The sequence below is a fragment of the Mucilaginibacter sp. 320_HR genome, from assembly GCF_059691875.1.
The window spans coordinates 526,414-544,245 of the sequence record NZ_JCAWAI010000003.1; the positions used below are offsets into that span (position 1 = coordinate 526,414).

Sequence of the window (17,832 nt, forward strand, 5' to 3'; positions counted from 1 at the left end):
GTGAAGAGGATAGCTTACATATTTACTTTGTTTTTTGTTGTTATAGCAGCACAGCAAACTTATGCCCAGCTTCCTCGTTTTCGCGATCAGCCCGCTCAGCAGTATTTCACAGGCACACCTATCACCCCCGTTGCTCCCATTTACCGGCCTACCAGTGGTACTGTACCTCCAAACATATATGGCGAAGTAACTACTTTAGCGGGCAGCGGATCACCAGGCTTGGTAAACGCAAAGGGCCGAAATGCAGCATTCACATCTCCGTCAGACGTTAAGATGGATGCCGCAGGGAATCTGTACGTGTCTGATGCTGGTAATAATTGCATCCGAATGATAGCGCCCGACGGTACCGTAAGTACCTATGCAGGCAGCGGGGTGGCGGGTTACGCTGACGGAAACGGCACCTCGGCACGGTTTAATAATCCTGCTTATATCATGTTTGATAAGCAGGGCAACCTATTTGTTACTGACAAGGACAACAATGCGGTACGCCAGATAACACCAACCAGAGATGTAAGTGTTTTTGCAGGTATTCCAGGTACAGCGGGGCTGACCAATAACACATTTATGCAACCCACAGGCCTTACATTCAACCTTTCGGGAAGGTTGTTTGTGGCCGATGTACCTCAAATTCGGGAAGTACCCGGCGGCTATGTAACTTTTTTTGCTGGCGGCGGCTATCGTGGCCCGGCTCCCAATTTTAACGGGCCTGGCGTCACTGCCAAGTTTGCTGCGTTATACGCGATGATCACCGGCCCTGATGATATCATGTACGTAGCAGATGGTGAAATGATACGAACCGTTAATCAAAGCGCTATAGTTGGCACGGCAGCCGGCGTTAACTATAACACCGATCCGTTTGAGGGTACTGCAGCAAACGCGACATTCAAAAGAATCATGGGCCTCGCGCTAGATAATGCAGGCAACATGTTTATAGCAGATGGTGGCGGGCATGAGATTAAACGGTTTGGCAAGCGGGAGCAATATATAAGCGTACTTGCCGGAAATAATAAAAACCCCGGGTATGTTGATGCTATCGGCCCAAATGCGCAGTTTGGCAAGCCTATGGGCATGTGTATAGATGCACAAGGCTTTATTTATGTTGCAGATGCAGACAACAACGTAATTCGTAAGATATCTACCACTGGATTTAAGGTAATACCCGATCTCCCACCAGGGTTGGTGCTGGACCAGCGAACCGGCATAATCAGCGGGACACCTACGCAGCCCTGGCCTTCTACAGATTACACCATATTTGGTTACAATACTGAGGGAATGGGGTCGTATACGTTTAACATTCAGGTGAATGAATTAATAAGAAAGCAGCAGGTAATCAAATTTGATCCGTTACCAGTAATGAAAGATACCGATCTGGATTATCCACTTAACGCCACAGCAGTTGGCCCGTCAAATTCCAACCCCATCCGGTACGAATCAAGCGACATTACTGTAGCATCTATTTTCGACGGCAAAATTCACATCTTAAAAGCCGGCACCGTTACCATAACCGCGTATAAAGACGAAGATCCCTTTTATTTCGCGGCTACTCCGGTGGCACGCACCTTTGTTATACAGGAAGTACCCGAAGTTTTTGTTTACCCGGATGTTGTGCCCAAGGGCAACCCTGTAAGGATAAAGCTTGACCCAACCGGGAATACTAAAATAAATTATGACACGGTTGCCAACGTAACGGGCGAATATCAACTTCAGCAGCCATCTACAACCCTGCAGGATAGTTTGTATAGTTGCGCCGATGTAGGTCCGCAAACATCAGTATTGAAGACCGGATTTGGGGCTGACCCTGTCGATCCTTTAAGTGCCAGGTTCAACTATCCATCTAACATTGTGTTCGACTCTCTAAGCGGGAAAATGTACATCTCCGACAAGGGCAATTACCGTATAAGATCAATAGGCGTTGACGGCCGTGTTGGTACACTTGCGGGTAATGGAGGTCCCGGGAAAGTGGATGGAAAAGGCGGTATAGCGAGTTTCTCCAAAGACCTGCTGAGCATTACAACGGATGCACAAGGGAACATATATGTTTGCGACGTTGCTAATTTTTTAATACGGAAGATTACACCTGATGGTACAGTGAGCACCTTTACCACAGAAGCGCTTACCGGCTTAAACGACTTTGATCCTATAGAAGGAGCAGCCATAGCTATTGACAAAAGCGGGTATATTTATATAGCTGATAAAACGAGAATATATAAAGCAGCACCGGATGGCTCCTCGGCAATAGTTTTTGCAGGAAGCGGCAAGCAGGCCTTTACAGATGGGATTGGTGTACTTGCCGACTTTGATGGTATCAAAGGGTTGTATTTTGGACCTGACGGAACTTTATTTGTAACTAGTTCTGCTGCAAACGATGTAAGTAGCGTTCGTAAAATAACACCTGCAGGGGTAGTAACAACGTTATTCCGCAAAACTGATCCGCTTTTACGATTTACACGCCTGGTGGTAGATAGCAAAGGCAACTCGTTTATAGCATCAACAGAGCCTAAGATTTATAAAGTGGCTGTTGATGGCAAGTTTACAATATACGCAGGCAGTGCAAGCAGAATTGGCCGGGCAGATGGAGATGGCGCCACCGTCGCGTCTTTTAACAACCCACAGGGTATCGGCATTGACCCGGCAGATAACCTCTACATAGCCGATCAGGATAATCACATTATCCGCAAAATAACGCCCGCTGGCATGGTAAGCACTATAGCAGGCAGTGGCACTGCCGGCTATTTTGATAACAAAGGTAAAAGCAACAAGAAAACCGTTAATATCCCGATAGTTATTATTAACCCTATCACAATTACCAGCAAATATCAGCCCGTAACGTTGCCTTTTCTTGATGCATGCCCTGCTATATTAGAAGACTACGCTGCAAAAGCAACCGGCACAAGCCCCTGTACAGGTAATATAACTTTCACGCAGGTACCTGCAGCCGGCCGTGTTCTTAAAGACGGTGAGAAGGTTTATGTGAAACTAATTGCAAGTGACGGTTTAAGCCCATATGATACCGTAAGTGTTACGTTTTCAGTTACCGCCAATAAGCTGCCCGCCCCTACAGTAAAGATAACTCCGGACTATTATGCCAGCTGCGAGGGATTGGAAGTAAAATATACAGCCAGCGCAGTGAATGGAGGCAACGCGCCAACCTATCAGTGGTTTGTAAATGGTGCTCCTGTTTATAGTGGCGGCCCTGAATTTACCAGCAGTGCGTTACTTACAGGAGATAAAATTACCTGCATAGTAACCAATCATGATGGATGCGCCGATATATCATCTCTACCGTCGGCACCAGCTACACTTACCGCGAATCCATCTGTAACAACCTCCGTGATGATATTCCCTTCCATTACCGGTGCATTTTGCCCCGGCAGCAAGGTAACTTTCACCGCTGTGCCTACTAACGTACAAACCGCTAACGGTGACCCATCTTACCAATGGCACATTAATGGTAATAATACCGGCACCAACAGCAGTACCTTCAATACTAAAAATCTTGCAGATGGTGATGTAGTTACCTGCACCATGGTAAGCAGTGGTAAATGTGTTGCCAACCCGGCTACAGAATCAAACGCGGTTACCGTTGCTGTGCTTGCAAATACAGCGTGCAATATCATTCCGCCAAACACCTTTACGCCTAATGGCGATGGTATTAACGACTACTGGCAAATTCCTATTTTAAGTAACTACCCTAACAGCACTGTATCTATTTATAACCGTAATGGCCAGTTGCTGTTTCAATCGACAGGGTACAGCAAACCATGGGATGGCACCTACTCCGGCAAGCAAGTACCAGCAGGAACTTATTATTATATGATAGATACCCACTCCAATATTAGCGTGCTATCCGGCTGGGTTGCTGTTATAAGGTAAACAAAAACGGCCGCTGGTATACACCGCGGCCTTTTTTAAAAAAGTAGTTGCTGTTACGCTATGATTTTCATGTTTTCTGCATCCCAGCGGATAACTTTATTCTCAAAATAACTGTCGTTACAAGCCAGGCAAGGTGCGGCGGCTCTGAAACCAAATTTGGCGTCTTCCACTGCAGGTATACCGTTCCGTATTGAGTCAAAAAAGTTTGCGAAATGCTCGTTAGATGAGTTATACCCTTCGGAGGCGCGATAAACGGTATCGGGTTCGCGGGTGCGTTTTTTCTGCTCTTCTGTCCATTTCTTATTATAATCGTCCAGCAAGACTTTCTGCTGCGCTTCGGTATAAGTAAATAGTGAGTCCCATCCGCCAATACCTGGTGCCTCGGGCATTTTATTTCGTTTTATGGTAAAGTTATCTCCGTCGCCAAGATCAATCACACCTTCAGAACCAGTTATTGTAGTTCTGCCGCTTCCGCCATCGCCGCTAACAAAGTTTACCCTTAAGGTTACCTGGAATGCCGGGTGTTCCTTGGTTTCGCCGTATTGCACCACGGCACTCATAACATCAGGCACGTTCCTGCCATCCTTCCAGTATGTAAGACCTCCTATCGAGTATATCTTTTCCGGCCCCTTAGATCCGGTGATAAAATGTATGCCACTGAGCAAGTGTACAAACAGGTCTCCTGCTACACCAGTACCGTATTCGCGGTAGTTTCTCCAGCGGAAAAAGCGTTTAGGGTCATAATCGTGTTTTACCTTGGCATTTGCCTGGTATCGTGCCCAATCTACGTTAGCCAAAGTGGCATCCATAGGTATGGTATACTGCCAGGCGCCTAGTGCATCCTGCCGGTTAAATGATGCTTCAATAGAGTTTATTTTACCGATAGCACCTGCCTGGTACATTTCTTTCGCTTTTTTATAGGCGATGCTGCTCACACGCTGGCTGCCTACTTGCATTACCATTTTGGTATCCTGCTGGGCTTTTATCTCAGCGAGTCCCTGGCTTATCAGGTGCACCATTGGCTTCTCGCTGTAAACGGCTTTCTTGCTGTGCATGGCATCAATGGCTATTTGGCTGTGCCAATTGTCGCTGGTAGCAATAATTACAGCATCTATGTCCTTCCGGCTTAGTATTTCGCGGTAATCCATAGTAGTAAACAGGCTTTGGCCGTAAAGTTCTTTGGCGCGGTCCAGCCGGCCCTTATAGAGGTCGCATACACCCGCCAGTTCCACACCCGATGTAGTCAGCGCCGCACGGGTATCATTAAAGCCCATAATACCCATGCCAATGGTGGCTATACGTATCTTGTCGTTAGGCCCGGCAATTCGCTGTGCGCGTTGCAGCCGTACTTCATTTTCCTCTTTCGCGGCCCAGGAGGTTAGCGAAGCGGAGGTAAGCAGCACCGAAGTACCCAGGTGCTTGAGAAACTTTCTGCGATCAGTTGACATGGTAGTAGTATTAATTGGTTAATAATTGCAGGCGCAATTGTGAGATATACTTAGGCAATTTAGCAAAAAACTTTCTGCATAATCTACTAGTATAAAGCAAAATAAAAACTTTTTAATTTAATTTAAAAAGCCATAAATTGCAGGCGATACCTCGTTAAAACCTCAATTATCTGTATGAAAAAATTTACTGCACTGGCATTGTCCTGCTTATTTGCCGCAACAGCCCTGGCACAAAGCACGCCCAACATTGCCATTATTCCAGAACCTGTTAAAATCACCAAACATCCGGGACTATACACACTGCCAGCTGCTATAACGGTGCAGTCGGCACCACAACAGGAGCTTAACCGCGTGCTGGATTTGTTAAAAGAGAAGTTTGCTACAGCAACCGGTAAACAGATATTGGTTAAAGCCAGTGCGCCTGCCGCAGCAATAAAACTGGTGCTAAACAAAAAAGCAGACGCGGTGCTGGGAAAAGAAGGGTATTATTTATCTGTAAAATCAACCGGCATTACTATAAGCGCAAACGAGCCTGCCGGCTTGTACTATGGCGCACAAACACTAATGCAATTATTGCCCAAGGAAATTGAAGGTTTAAAAGTTGCTAAGGGGGTAACCTGGAGCGTACCGGTTGTAGACATATACGATTACCCGCGTTTTGCCTGGAGGGGATTGATGTTTGATGTATCGCGCCACTTTTTCACCAAGAAAGAAGTAATGCGCTTTATTGACGATATGGTTAAGTATAAGTTTAACCTGCTGCACTGGCACCTTACAGATGACGAAGGATGGAGGATTGAGATAAAAAGCTTGCCAAGGCTAACAACAGTTGGTGCTTACAATGTGAAGCGTGAAGGCACCTTTGGTGACTTTATTCCACCAAAGCCTGACGAACCACGTAACTATGGTGGCTTTTACACGCAAGATGACATCCGCGAGATTGTAAAGTATGCCCAGGAAAGGTATGTAAACATTATGCCGGAAGTAGATGTACCCGGGCACAGCCTTGCAGCTGTTACTGCTTACCCGCAATTATCAGCCACTGCAGGTGCTGACAAATATGTGGTGCGTTCGGGAGAAAAGATAATGGATTGGTCTAAGCCGGGTCATCCCGCGTTGGTAGATAACACGCTAAACCCTGCCGGCGATTACACTTACGAGTTTTTAGACAAAGTTACCACCGAGCTGGCGCAGCTATTCCCGTTTGAGTACATGCACCTGGGCGGCGACGAATGTGCCAAGAACTTCTGGGAGCAGAGTGAACAGGTAAAAGCATTAATGGCCAAAGAGAACCTTAAGAATATGGAGGAGGTGCAGAGCTATTTTGAAAAGCGTTTGGAAAAGATAGTAGAGAGCAAAGGCAAAAAATTTATGGGCTGGGACGAGATACTTGAAGGTGGTCTTGGCCCTAACGCGGCGGTAATGAGCTGGCGTGGCATTAAAGGTGGCATAGAGGCTGCCAAGCAGGGTCACGATGTGGTAATGAGCCCAACAACCTTTGCCTACCTGGATTACATGCAGAGCGACCGTATTATGGAACCACCTGTGTACGCCACCTTGCGCCTGAACAAAACTTACGAGTTTGAACCAGTTCCAGAAGGTGTTGATGCGAAACTGATAAAAGGAGGACAGGCAAATCTTTGGACAGAACAGGTTTACAACTTCCGCCAGGTAGAGTATATGATATGGCCACGTGCGCTCGCAGTATCAGAGTCTGTTTGGTCACCCCCTGCAAAAAAGAATTTTGCAACGTTCTTTCCGAAGGTAGAGAAGCAGTTTGAGCGTTTTGATCAATCAGAAACTAAATATGCGCCAAGTGTATATGATCCTATATTCCAGGTAGGCCGCAACCCTGATAAAACCATTAAGGTTACACTTACTACAGAAGTACCCGGGTTGGATATTTATTACAGCTTCGATAACTCCTACCCTGACAAGTTCTATCCAAAATACACCGCACCTTTAACCGTGCCAATAGACGCAGCGCTGCTTCGTGTGATCACCTACAAGAACGGTAAGCCGGTAGGCCGCATGAACAACATGCCGATAACTGAACTAACCAAGAGAGCTGGGAATTAACCACCTTTAGTGTAAAACAAAGGCCACAGAGGTAAATCTCTGTGGCCTTTGTTTTTATTAGTTGATCGGGACGTTTAGTTGTTAGGCTTCATTCTTGAGAAGGGGAATCCGTTACAACCTGTTTTCGGACGGCTGCGATCAGGCTTGGCCATACTTTCAGCCAGGGCTTGTGTTTTTGCCTCGTAAGCAGTGAGGCAATAGCCCCATTTCCATGGCGACATATTGCTGAACTGCATATAATCTATTTTGGTATACAAACCACCTTCGCCGGGGTTACCGTTGTCGTTGCGGGCAAGCAGATACTGCTCCTCGTTGTTCCATTTAATAATGTGGAATTTTGTTTTTGGCAGCTGTACCCAAAGCGTATCGCTTACTTCGTACTTAATACCATAGTCGTCCTTAAATTTCCCCTTCATAAAATCAGGAGCGGTATCAGCACGATGCGCGTTCTTACCGGTAACAGTAATTACCGAAAGAAGGCCAAATAGCAGCAGCAGTTTTTTCATCGGGCTAATATAGGCCATTCATGCGCAACCATGCTACTTTTGCTTATACGGAAACGGTAGCTTTACGCGTATGGCACGGTCTTCTCCGGTAGCGTTCGTAAACTTAGCGGTCTTCATTATGTTTAATGCTTCTTCATCGCACCCATATCCAAGCGACCTCACAACGGATAGGTCTTTAGGGCTACCGTTCTTATCTACAGTTAGCTCCAGCATCACATCCCCACTTATGTTGTTCTCTTTCGCCTTTTCGGGATAAGCAAGCTTTTTATATAGCGCTTCGTACCCGCCAATCAACTCTATTGATGGCAGCTCCGGGGCATGATAGTAAATGTCCGGCGGGTTTTGGTATCCGCCTGTAGGCACCTTGTATTTGATGTTCCACTCTTTAAGATATTGCTCCAACGGCGGAAGCCCTACCGCTGCGCGCCTAACATTTACATTAGCTTCGTCCTCTATAGGCTGGAGTTTAACGCCTTGTGGGGTTTCATGTAGTTGCGATCCGTAAACCTGCTTTTCGCCTTTATCAACTTTATTACGGTCGATCATGATGGCTACTGACGATGCTCTAAGTTCTCCCTTCTTAGCGGCATCTAACATAAGCGGCAGGTATTTTTCACGTGCCTCCGGCTCGCCATGCTGTACTACCATAAATGCAACCGACATGTACTTTTCACCTACGAGCGATTTGCCAGGATATCCATAACGCGCTATTATCTTGTCTATTTTAGCAAGATTCTCTGCGTCTATACCACCCTGTTTTTGCATGTTTTTGTCATCTTCGTGGGGTGTACGTGCCGCAAGTTGTACTGCCTTACTTCGATATTGCTGATCGGCACGGTTAATACTATCCAACTGTAACATTAACTTTTTATTGGGCGATTGCGCATCTACATTGCTGCTCAAGGCACTTAACAGGGCTATTACTACTATATTTTTCATCGTTGCTGTATATAGTACAAATCAACTGAATAGTAATTCACAAAAATTGTATTTTTCGGACATCAGCTCTCCATAAACCTAAATACCAGCCTTTCATCAGCCAGCGTCTCTATCTCATTATAAAACCGGTGAGGATTGCTACCGGTTAGCTCTTTATAGATTTTATTGAAATAGGCTTGGTCATAATAATTACTTTGATAAGCAAGTTCAGTCATGCGGGTAAATTGGTTTTCTACCAACTTGTTTTGTAACGAATGTCTGAAGCGGGCCACCTTGCGATAGCTTGCAGGAGAGACGCCCAAGTGCTTTCGAAATAGCCGGTGAAGTGTGCGAGTTTGTACATTTAGCTCCCTGCAAATGTCCTCTATGGGCAGGCTTTCGTCAAAATCACTAAGCCGGGAAATGAAACGGCTTAACAGGTCGTGCTCCGGGAACGAACGATAGCGAGCAATCAGAAAACTCTCCAAAATTTCACAGCGGTTATCCAGGTCGCTTTCACCGAAAAAAGCTTTAGTAAAGCTTTCATATGCCGGCAAATTGTCCCATGAGGTAAACAGCTGGCTCGGCCGGGTAATAACGCTGGCAAATGGCTGATCGAGAAAGGCGTTTAAACCCAGTGGTTTAAATAAGATGGTCACCTTATCTATTACGCCTGTAAGATTGACGTCTAAAGGGTGTTCCCTTATACCTTGTACTGAGACAACAGGTTCAAAGCAGCCGGTTCCGTGCACATTTGTGGAATGATAACCAAAGTTTTTATTGCTCCGCGGTGAATATTAAACACCGTGTAGGTATGCGGAAAGGCATAGTAGCGGGAGGCAAAACGGTCGTTATCCGTTTGCATAAAGTAGTAATAAGCAATATGCTTTTGCAGTATGGCACTGCGCGGCTCGCGCGTTACAGGGTTAAGCATTACCGCCTAAGTTAACAAATGCAGTATAGTAAACGGCAGGCCAAGCCTGCCGTTTGCATATATTATTTTGCAGCGAAAAGCGTGGCGTAGTTCCTCCGGTAGTAATAAGCCAAAAAGAACTCTCCAAACAAAAGGAATAAGCCGGGCCCTAATCCTGATGGCATTACCACTCCGTGGAAAAGCACGATGTTGATAACAATAGGAAATATCAGCACTACCGCAAGGGTAACGTACCTCCCTATCAGGAACATTAAGCCGCAAAGCAGCTCAACAGCCTTTACAAGGGTCATTAGCTTTACAATGGCGAGGCCTTCATTGTAAGTTATAGCCGGCTGAGGCATATTTGTTGGCGGAGGTGTGAGGTTAAAAAAATAACTGACCGAGGCAAAGAGCAGCAGCAGGCCCATAAGCGTCCGGATAACAATCATCGCGATCTTCATAATATTAGGGTTTAAGGGTTTACGTATTGGCTTGCTTCTAAACAGTTTAAGTTGATGCGACAAATTTAAAATTACAATGTAGCTTGTGTTTGTTCGTAACGTTTCCAAAAATAATAAGTAACAAAAGTAATCAACAGGAAAACAAGTGGCGGTATCAGCAAACCTATACCGTCACCAATAAACGCTCTTGATGCAAATGCACCAATGGCGTTAATCACAAATCCTGCAAATGCCCATTCTTTAATGGTCCGGAACTTGTTTTGCAGGATAGCCAGCGCGCCTAACACTTTGGCGATCCCGGTAATTACCATCAAGTAAACCGGGTAACCCAGGTGGGCCATTACCTCTCTTCCTGTTTTTTCTTTAGCAATACCAGCGCCGCCATCTGCTAGTGACGAGAGTACAAACAGGGTAATTAGTATCCAATAAATGATCTTGATCGTTTTCGGGCTCATAATTGTTAAAGGTGAGGTAAGTTATTATTTTTCAGCGGTAAATACACCCCACCTTATTCCAAATTTATCTACAAGGTTACCCATCGTTCCTGCAAAAAACACCTCGGGCTGGCAGGTAACGGTACCTCCATCGCTCAGTTTAGCAAAAGCATCAAACATCGCTTCCTTGCTGTCGCAACTCAAGGTAAGTGATACCGGCCCGCCTGTTTTCTCGGCTACGCTCGGGTCCTGCATATCAGATGCAAGCAAGTTCAGGTCACTGGCGGTAAGGTCGGCATGTAATACGGAGTCCTGCATCTCGGCAGGAAACATCTCTGCCATTGGCGAATTTTTAACAATGATGAGTTGCAGTTCGCCACCAAGGCATTGCTGGTAAAAGGTCATGGCCTCACGGCAGGTGTTCTTGAAATTAATGTATGCGCTAATTTTGGACATGATAAATTGTATAATGGTTAATAATCCTAAGTAAGTATTTCGCAATAGTGCCCGTTCAGTTTAATTAGTTCCATTATGCGATTGGGGCAAAACTCCCGGCCTTCTACCCGCAGCACCTTATCGCAGTCCTCCAAATCAAAGTTTATCCGGCACACCGGAAAATGCTTTTTCAGCAAGCCGATCAGCATCTGCGACCGGCCCGCATCATCCACATTCGTTTTAAAAACTTCTATCATAACTTATCCGAACATAACAAAGGTGCAGCGCTTTAACTTAATGACAGGGGTGTAATTACGACATTCTGTGGGGTTGATTACGACAGTACTTCCGCTTACTTTTGATATCATGAAACACGTATCGATACTTATTCCCAGAGGCGAGACCAGCCTGAGCAATATTGAGGCGACCTACAAGATGTTTACCAAGGTAAATGAGGCGATGGACCGCATGAAAAAGCCGCCGGTGTTTAAGGTTCAGCTGGTAGGGTTAAGTAACGAGACCACACTCACCAACGGCTTGTTCATTATCAAGCCCGATCTCACCATTCACGAGGTAAGCAAGACAGATATGGTGATCATCCCGGCGGTACACGGCGATATGGCAAGAGTAATAAACGACAACGCCGATTTTGTACCCTGGATGATCAAGCAATACAAAGCCGGTGCCGAGCTGGTATCATTATGCATCGGCGCGTTTCTGCTTGCCTCTACAGGCCTTTTAAAAGGCCGCAGCTGCACTACGCACTGGCTGGCGGCAGATGAGTTCAGGCTGATGTTCCCTGACGTTAAAGTGATGCCGTACAAGATAATTACGGACGAAGGTGGCATATACACCAGCGGCGGAGCATATTCTTCACTCAACCTTATCCTTTACCTGGTAGAGAAATTTGCGGGAAGGGATATGGCTATAAAATCATCAAAAATGTTCGAAATAGATATTGAGCGGAACAGCCAGTCGTTGTTTATGATGTTTCACGGCCAAAAAGATCATGATGACGATGTTATAAAACGAGCGCAGGAATTTATAGAACACAATTATTCCGGGAAGATAACGGTTGACCAACTGGCATCTAACCTGGCGCTCAGCCGCCGGCACCTGGAGCGACGGTTTAAAAAGGCGACATCAAATACAGTGGTAGAATACATGCAGCGCGTACGTATAGAGGCCGCTAAAATGAGCCTCGAGACCATGCGCGAAAATGTTAATGAAGTTATGTACAATGTTGGCTATACCGATACGAAAGCATTTCGCGAAACTTTTAAACGCATAACAGGCGTATCACCTATAGAATACCGTAACAAGTACAATAAAGATGCAAAAGCGACTGTTTAGCCTCTCAATTTTAAAATGGAATATTAACACGCCCTTAATATCCCTTGCGTATGTTTACAACAAACATACCTATGGCATCTAAGCTCCTTAAATTTTTTATACCGAAAAACCAGCTGTTCTTCAACTTGTTCAACCAGTCGTCTGCAAATAATCTTGAAATGAGCAACCTGCTTTACAAGATAGTAAGCGGCGAAAACAAAGCCGACAGTACTAAACAACTGTACGATTTAGACAGGCTGAAACAAACCGGTAACGAACTTAAACATAAAGTTTACCTGGCGTCTGCAAAGGCGTTTGTGTCGCCGTTTGAGCGTAACGATATGTACGCGCTTGCCTCATCCATCAATCATATTTGCGATTATATACATATTTCCTCGCGCCGGTTTAGCCTTTACCAGGGCGATATGGCTGCACCTGCAATTAAAGAGCTTTCGGGCATTATAATTGAGACCAGCACAGAGTTGGACAATGCTGTAAAAGGCCTAAGTAATTTAAGCAACGCCGACAGCATAAAACAGAGCTGTAACAAGGTTAAAGAGCTGGAAAATTACGCTGACAGGATTTATAGCAAAGCTGTTGGTTCTATTATGTCTTCAGACGGCGATTCCATAGAACAAATAAAATTTACCGAAATCTTAGCTGCACTGGAACGCACAACAGACAAGTGCGAAGACGCCACTAACGTGATTGAAAGCATTATTATTAAGAACCAATAGCATCGCCCCTACTATTTGCTTCAATGTTAACCACTTATGCGGCAGTTAACACAATGATAACATTGCACTAACCTTGGCTTCACATATCTTTGCGCTGTAATTTACAGATATGAAAAAAAATAAACTTAAATCTTTGGTCAAGTCCGCGCGTAAATCAGCTAAAGAAAGCATAAGGCAAACCATCCTGTCACAGCTAAAAGAAACAACAGAGAAGCTGGGCGTTGCATCTAAAAAAAACGAGAAAGAAATTGCGAAAGCCTCGCGAAAGCTGGCAAAAAAACTTTCTTTAGAGGTTAAAATAGACAAGGAAACACTAGCAAAAACAGTTGCCGAAAAACCTGCAAAAGAACCCGCTGAAGCTAAGCCTGAAGCCACTGCGGAATCAAAAGAAAAAAAGAAATCAGCTTAACTTAGTTGATCGCTCCCGACCGGCATCATACTAATTGGTCGGTCGGTTATAAGCTACTTGCCAGCATTTGCCGTCTGTTGCTTTCCTGAAAGAAATCGTCTTAGAGGGATATCATAAAACACCATAACCACCCAGGCGAAGCACAGCAACAAGAGCACCCCTGCTACTATTACCATTGCCAATGTGCCTGTTGCCGGCTTATACGCGGCATAGTAGTTGGCAAAGGCCCATATGGCGGTATAGTGGGTCATGTAAAGGGGATAGGATATATCTCCCGAGAACTTACAAAGTTTTTGCAAGCCTGAAGAAACTGCAGATCCGGCACCTAATGCAACCAGCAGCGGGAAGTAGGCTATTACAACCAGCGGCTCGGTTAACCAGTTGTAAGCAGAAAAGGGTATAACAAAGCCCAACGCCACCAGCACACCTAGGCCAAGAAAGCCGAGCTTATTCTTAATGATCAGGTTATACCGGTAAACCAACATCCCTGCGGTAAAAGAATAGCAGACGCGCGCGCAACCGTCCCAAAAGTTGTCACCGCTCCAGCCGCCCATTAAGGAACCCGACTTGTACACAACAAAACAGAGCCAGGCTGCTGATGCTATAAGTAAAGGTATCAGCCAGCGCCTGTTAATACGCGATAGTACCAAAGCGTATACTATATTGGCTATATACTCCCAAAACAAAGACCAGGCTGGCGCATTCAGCCCGAAATTGTTAAATGCGCGGTCCTTCATCACGGGGAAGGGTATTAAGAATACGGAACAAAGGAATATCACCACCATCCTTCCGGTGCTGTATAGCCCGGCATTGCCAACAAACGGATCAAACAATAAGGCTAACAACCCAAGTACGCTGCCCAGGATAACTAACGGGTGCAGCCTGATAAGCCGCGCCTTAAAAAAGTTTAGCATGCCGATGCTTGCTATCCGGCTGTCGTATGCGTAGGCAATTACAAAGCCCGACAAACAAAAGAAAAAGTCGACAGCCAGGAAGCCATGGCCAATAAAGTTTTTGGTGTAATCAGTATACGCCACCTCCATAAAATGGAAAGTGACCACGCTGATGGCGGCTATACCGCGCATGCCGTCCAGCACTTCAAAGTGTTGTTTGCTTTTAAGTAGTGAAGCTTTTGGCGATTGAGTTACGTTATTCATTGGTACCGCAATATAGCCATGCTGTTGTAAAAGGGAAGGTATTTTTGCTAAAAGCCGGGGTGCTAAAAGGTATTCGCTACAACTAGGTTAATAGCTTAGTAAAGCAGGGTTTGATCCCGGCACAATTCCTTTACTTTTCAGGTCCATAATTAGCGCATTTAAATTCCTGCTGGCTGATAACTCGTCAAGCGGGTGCATATTTGCATCCAACATTTTACCACCCAAACGTTTTTGGCAATACTTAACAGCTGCGGTCATTACCTTAAATACATTTTCCGGGTCAGCACTCCTCGGTACAGAAAAGCCAAACACCAGATCATCAGGGTTCATTTGTCCTTGCTTTACACTTTCCGGCAAGAAGTAGCCGGGATCAGTAGTGGTCCAAACACTAAAAAGCGCATTATCCCCGTAATTCTGATTTGAATTTCCCCAGTGAAAGAGGTCGCCGTCGCCCCATTTTAAACCAACACTTTGCAGTACATCCCAAACCTTCTTTCCGTCGAACTTAGTATCGCTTTTTAACACAATAATGATATCCTGGTCCAACTCCGCTATTTTTGGTGCCTTATCATTAGTATCAATCTTGTTATTGCTGTTTCTGTCGAAAGGGATCTTTAATTTACGCACATCCAAAATGTAAGAAGCATCTTCCGAAGCTTTATCCAAGCCTAACTTTCTTACCCTTTCGTTGGTCTCGCTTTCACTGGAGATAAAGTAATCCTCTTTTGGTGCCTTTTTGTCGCTATTACCACAGCTTAATGTTGTAACTACAAAAAGAACTAATGGAATCAGTTGCTTAGCATTCATTCTGATGTAACAATTGAGGATTGTAATTTAATAAAAAAGCCTTCAGCAATCTGAAGGCTTTTTGTGGTCCCGACGAGAATCGAACTCATATCTAGAGTTTAGGAAACTCCTATTCTATCCGTTGAACTACGGGACCAGTATGAAATGCAAAGGTGCAAATTATCGTTGAGTTGGTCAACAGGCATTTGCACTTCGGTTTACCGTACTACCGAGCCATTGTTGAAAGCATTGGTCGGACTTACAAAGCACAACTTACCTTCAGCATTCTCGGCCATCAGTATCATACCTTGCGACATGATGCCTTTTATCTCCCGCGGTTCCAGGTTCACTAATATGCTTACCTGTTGCCCGATAATGTTCTCCGGCTCGTAATGCTCAGCAATCCCCGACACTACCGTGCGTTCGTCGATGCCGGTATCAATGGTCAGCTTTAACAGCTTCTTGGTTTTAGCTACCTTTTCGGCAGTTAGAATGGTTCCTGTGCGGATATCCATCTTTACAAAATCATCAAAGCTGATGTTTTCTTTCGCCGGTGCAATAACGGGCTTCTGCGCCGCTAACGATGCTTGTTTTTTATCCGCAAGTTTTTGCATCTGCGCTTCTATTACATCGTCCTCCACTTTAGCAAATAGCAGTGCGGCAGGATTGAGCTGATGACCGTTTGCAAATTCAATCTCTTCGTCAAATGCAACAGCATGCACGTTCAGCATCCCGAAGATCTTCTCTGCGGTACCTGGCAAAAATGGCTGTAAACATGTGGCTAAATGCCCTATTAATACAAGGTTGTTATGCAGTGCGGTTTTTGCGGATTCCGGATCGCTCTTTATTGTTTTCCAGGGCTCCTGCTCGGTAAGGTAACGGTTACCAATACGGGCTATGTCCATCACATTCTGCATCGCCGCCCGGAACCGGTAGCTCTCCAGGTTCTTACCCAACTCGTCATAATATCCGCCAAGCTCATCTTTAAGAGCCGCATTAGTAAGTGTTACAGGGCCGCCAGCAGTCTCTACCTTACCGTCATAATACTTGTGCATCAGTATCATCACGCGGTTAACGTAGTTGCCTAAAATTGCTACTAATTCGTTGTTTACGCGTGCCTGGTAATCTTTCCAGGTAAACTCGCTGTCGCTGGTTTCGGGCAGTATAGAAGTTAGTACATAACGTAATTCATCCTGCTTATTGGGGAATTCTTCCAGATACTCGTGCAGCCATACCGCGTGGTTGCGCGAGGTAGATAGTTTATCGCCTTCCAGATTCAGAAACTCATTTGCAGGTACATTCTGTGGCAGTATATAATCACCATGCGCTTTTAAAATAGCCGGGAAAATTATACAATGGAAAACAATATTATCCTTGCCGATAAAATGCATCAGGCAGGAGTCATCCTCAGTATTCGCCTGTTTCTTCCAATATAATTGCCAGTCTTTGTTGTTATCTGTAGCCCATTGCTTGGTTGCGGAGATATAACCAATCGGCGCATCCATCCACACGTATAGCTTTTTACCTTTCGCTTCTGCAAGCGGCACATCTATACCCCAATCCAGGTCGCGTGTCATAGAACGCGGTTGCAAGCCCGACTTTAACCACGAGCGGCACTGCCCAAATACGTTCACCTTCCACTCTCCCTCTTTAGTATCTATCCATTGCTCCAGCCATGGCTGATATTTATCTAATGGCAGGTACCAATGCTTCGTAGGCTTCAGCACAGGCGGCTGGCCACTCAGAGTAGATATCGGCGTAATGAGATCAGTTGGGTTTAATGATGTCCCGCAGTTCTCACACTGGTCGCCGTAAGCTTTATCGTAGCTGCAAACCGGGCAGGTGCCTGTAATGTAGCGGTCGGCCAGAAACTGGTCGTACTCCTGGTCGTAATACTGATCGGTAAATTTCTCTACAAACTCACCTTTTTCATACAGGTTCAGGAAAAACTCCTGGGATAGGTCATGATGAATGTCAGATGATGTACGATGATAGATGTCAAAAGATATTCCAAACTCTTCAAAGCTTTCTTTTATCTGGTTATGGTACTTATCTATAATGGCTTTAGGCGTTGTATTCTCCTTTTTAGCCTTTATGGTGATGGCGGCGCCGTGCTCGTCGCTACCGCAAATGTATACCACATCCTTTTTCATCAGCCGCAGGTAACGTACAAAAATATCAGCGGGCAGGTACGCACCGGCAAGATGGCCAATATGCAACGGACCGTTGGCATACGGCAAAGCCGAGGTAATGGTATATCTTTTATATTTGTTGAGTTGCGACATGAAAACAGGCGTATTAAATAATTCGCAAAGATAGGCTTTTAAGCGGGAATGTTCTAAAA

At 45.3% G+C, this 17,832-nt stretch carries 17 protein-coding genes and 1 tRNA gene; 5 read left to right on the forward strand and 13 right to left on the reverse strand.

Annotated features, from left to right (window positions below; translation table 11 throughout):
• Complete coding sequence (locus tag AC59GT_RS12910) at positions 1 to 3,873, forward strand: T9SS type B sorting domain-containing protein (RefSeq protein WP_497238021.1); 3,873 nt, start codon at positions 1 to 3, stop codon at positions 3,871 to 3,873.
• Between the two features lie 53 nt (positions 3,874 to 3,926).
• Here the strand turns inward: AC59GT_RS12910 and AC59GT_RS12915 are convergent, their stop codons facing one another.
• Complete coding sequence (locus AC59GT_RS12915; protein ID WP_497238022.1) at positions 3,927 to 5,321, reverse strand: Gfo/Idh/MocA family oxidoreductase; 1,395 nt, start codon at positions 5,319 to 5,321, stop codon at positions 3,927 to 3,929.
• A gap of 174 nt (positions 5,322 to 5,495) precedes the next feature.
• On the opposite strand from AC59GT_RS12915, the gene AC59GT_RS12920 reads away from it, so the two are divergent.
• Entirely contained in the window at positions 5,496 to 7,400 is a 1,905-nt protein-coding gene (locus AC59GT_RS12920) for a beta-N-acetylhexosaminidase (RefSeq protein WP_497238023.1), read from the forward strand.
• 74 nt (positions 7,401 to 7,474) lie between these two features.
• On the opposite strand, the gene AC59GT_RS12925 is transcribed toward AC59GT_RS12920, so the two are convergent.
• From AC59GT_RS12925 to AC59GT_RS12960, 8 genes are all read right to left on the reverse strand, one after another.
• Complete coding sequence (locus AC59GT_RS12925; RefSeq protein ID WP_497238024.1) at positions 7,475 to 7,906, reverse strand: hypothetical protein; 432 nt, start codon at positions 7,904 to 7,906, stop codon at positions 7,475 to 7,477.
• 33 nt (positions 7,907 to 7,939) lie between these two features.
• Positions 7,940 to 8,845 carry a TonB family protein gene (locus AC59GT_RS12930; protein ID WP_497238025.1) on the reverse strand — a complete coding sequence of 302 codons (906 nt, stop codon included), beginning with the start codon at positions 8,843 to 8,845 and terminating at the stop codon, positions 7,940 to 7,942.
• Positions 8,846 to 8,907: 62 nt separating this feature from the next.
• Positions 8,908 to 9,576, reverse strand: coding sequence for a helix-turn-helix transcriptional regulator (locus AC59GT_RS12935; RefSeq protein ID WP_497238026.1), 669 nt, complete (start codon positions 9,574 to 9,576; stop codon positions 8,908 to 8,910).
• Positions 9,528 to 9,758 (reverse strand): hypothetical protein, encoded by a 231-nt coding sequence (locus AC59GT_RS12940; protein ID WP_497238027.1) that lies wholly within the window; start codon positions 9,756 to 9,758, stop codon positions 9,528 to 9,530. The genes AC59GT_RS12935 and AC59GT_RS12940 overlap by 49 nt, the downstream gene beginning before the upstream one ends.
• A 62-nt stretch (positions 9,759 to 9,820) precedes the next feature.
• Positions 9,821 to 10,198 carry a DoxX family protein gene (locus tag AC59GT_RS12945; protein ID WP_497238028.1) on the reverse strand — a complete coding sequence of 126 codons (378 nt, stop codon included), beginning with the start codon at positions 10,196 to 10,198 and terminating at the stop codon, positions 9,821 to 9,823.
• Positions 10,199 to 10,269: 71 nt separating this feature from the next.
• Entirely contained in the window at positions 10,270 to 10,653 is a 384-nt protein-coding gene (locus AC59GT_RS12950) for a DoxX family protein (RefSeq protein ID WP_497238029.1), read from the reverse strand.
• 24 nt (positions 10,654 to 10,677) lie between these two features.
• Complete coding sequence (locus tag AC59GT_RS12955) at positions 10,678 to 11,088, reverse strand: VOC family protein (protein ID WP_497238030.1); 411 nt, start codon at positions 11,086 to 11,088, stop codon at positions 10,678 to 10,680.
• Between the two features lie 26 nt (positions 11,089 to 11,114).
• Positions 11,115 to 11,324 carry a hypothetical protein gene (locus AC59GT_RS12960; protein ID WP_497238031.1) on the reverse strand — a complete coding sequence of 70 codons (210 nt, stop codon included), beginning with the start codon at positions 11,322 to 11,324 and terminating at the stop codon, positions 11,115 to 11,117.
• Between the two features lie 109 nt (positions 11,325 to 11,433).
• On the opposite strand from AC59GT_RS12960, the gene AC59GT_RS12965 reads away from it, so the two are divergent.
• The 3 genes from AC59GT_RS12965 (at position 11,434) to AC59GT_RS12975 (ending at position 13,545) form a co-directional block, all read left to right on the forward strand.
• Positions 11,434 to 12,420, forward strand: a complete 987-nt coding sequence (locus AC59GT_RS12965) for a GlxA family transcriptional regulator (protein ID WP_497238032.1) — start codon at positions 11,434 to 11,436, stop codon at positions 12,418 to 12,420.
• A gap of 71 nt (positions 12,421 to 12,491) precedes the next feature.
• Complete coding sequence (locus AC59GT_RS12970; protein ID WP_497238033.1) at positions 12,492 to 13,136, forward strand: DUF47 domain-containing protein; 645 nt, start codon at positions 12,492 to 12,494, stop codon at positions 13,134 to 13,136.
• Between the two features lie 109 nt (positions 13,137 to 13,245).
• The gene (locus AC59GT_RS12975; protein WP_497238034.1) at positions 13,246 to 13,545 is read left to right on the forward strand and encodes a hypothetical protein; all 300 of its coding nucleotides are present in this window, start codon (positions 13,246 to 13,248) and stop codon (positions 13,543 to 13,545) included.
• Positions 13,546 to 13,598: 53 nt separating this feature from the next.
• On the opposite strand, the gene AC59GT_RS12980 is transcribed toward AC59GT_RS12975, so the two are convergent.
• From AC59GT_RS12980 to metG, 4 genes are all read right to left on the reverse strand, one after another.
• Positions 13,599 to 14,702, reverse strand: a complete 1,104-nt coding sequence (locus tag AC59GT_RS12980; RefSeq protein WP_497238035.1) for an acyltransferase family protein — start codon at positions 14,700 to 14,702, stop codon at positions 13,599 to 13,601.
• Between the two features lie 87 nt (positions 14,703 to 14,789).
• Positions 14,790 to 15,509 carry a cell division protein ZipA C-terminal FtsZ-binding domain-containing protein gene (locus tag AC59GT_RS12985; RefSeq protein WP_497238036.1) on the reverse strand — a complete coding sequence of 240 codons (720 nt, stop codon included), beginning with the start codon at positions 15,507 to 15,509 and terminating at the stop codon, positions 14,790 to 14,792.
• Positions 15,510 to 15,573: 64 nt separating this feature from the next.
• Positions 15,574 to 15,645, reverse strand: a tRNA-Arg gene (locus AC59GT_RS12990).
• Positions 15,646 to 15,706: 61 nt separating this feature from the next.
• Complete coding sequence (gene metG / locus AC59GT_RS12995; RefSeq protein WP_497238037.1) at positions 15,707 to 17,773, reverse strand: methionine--tRNA ligase; 2,067 nt, start codon at positions 17,771 to 17,773, stop codon at positions 15,707 to 15,709.
• Positions 17,774 to 17,832 lie beyond the last annotated feature (59 nt).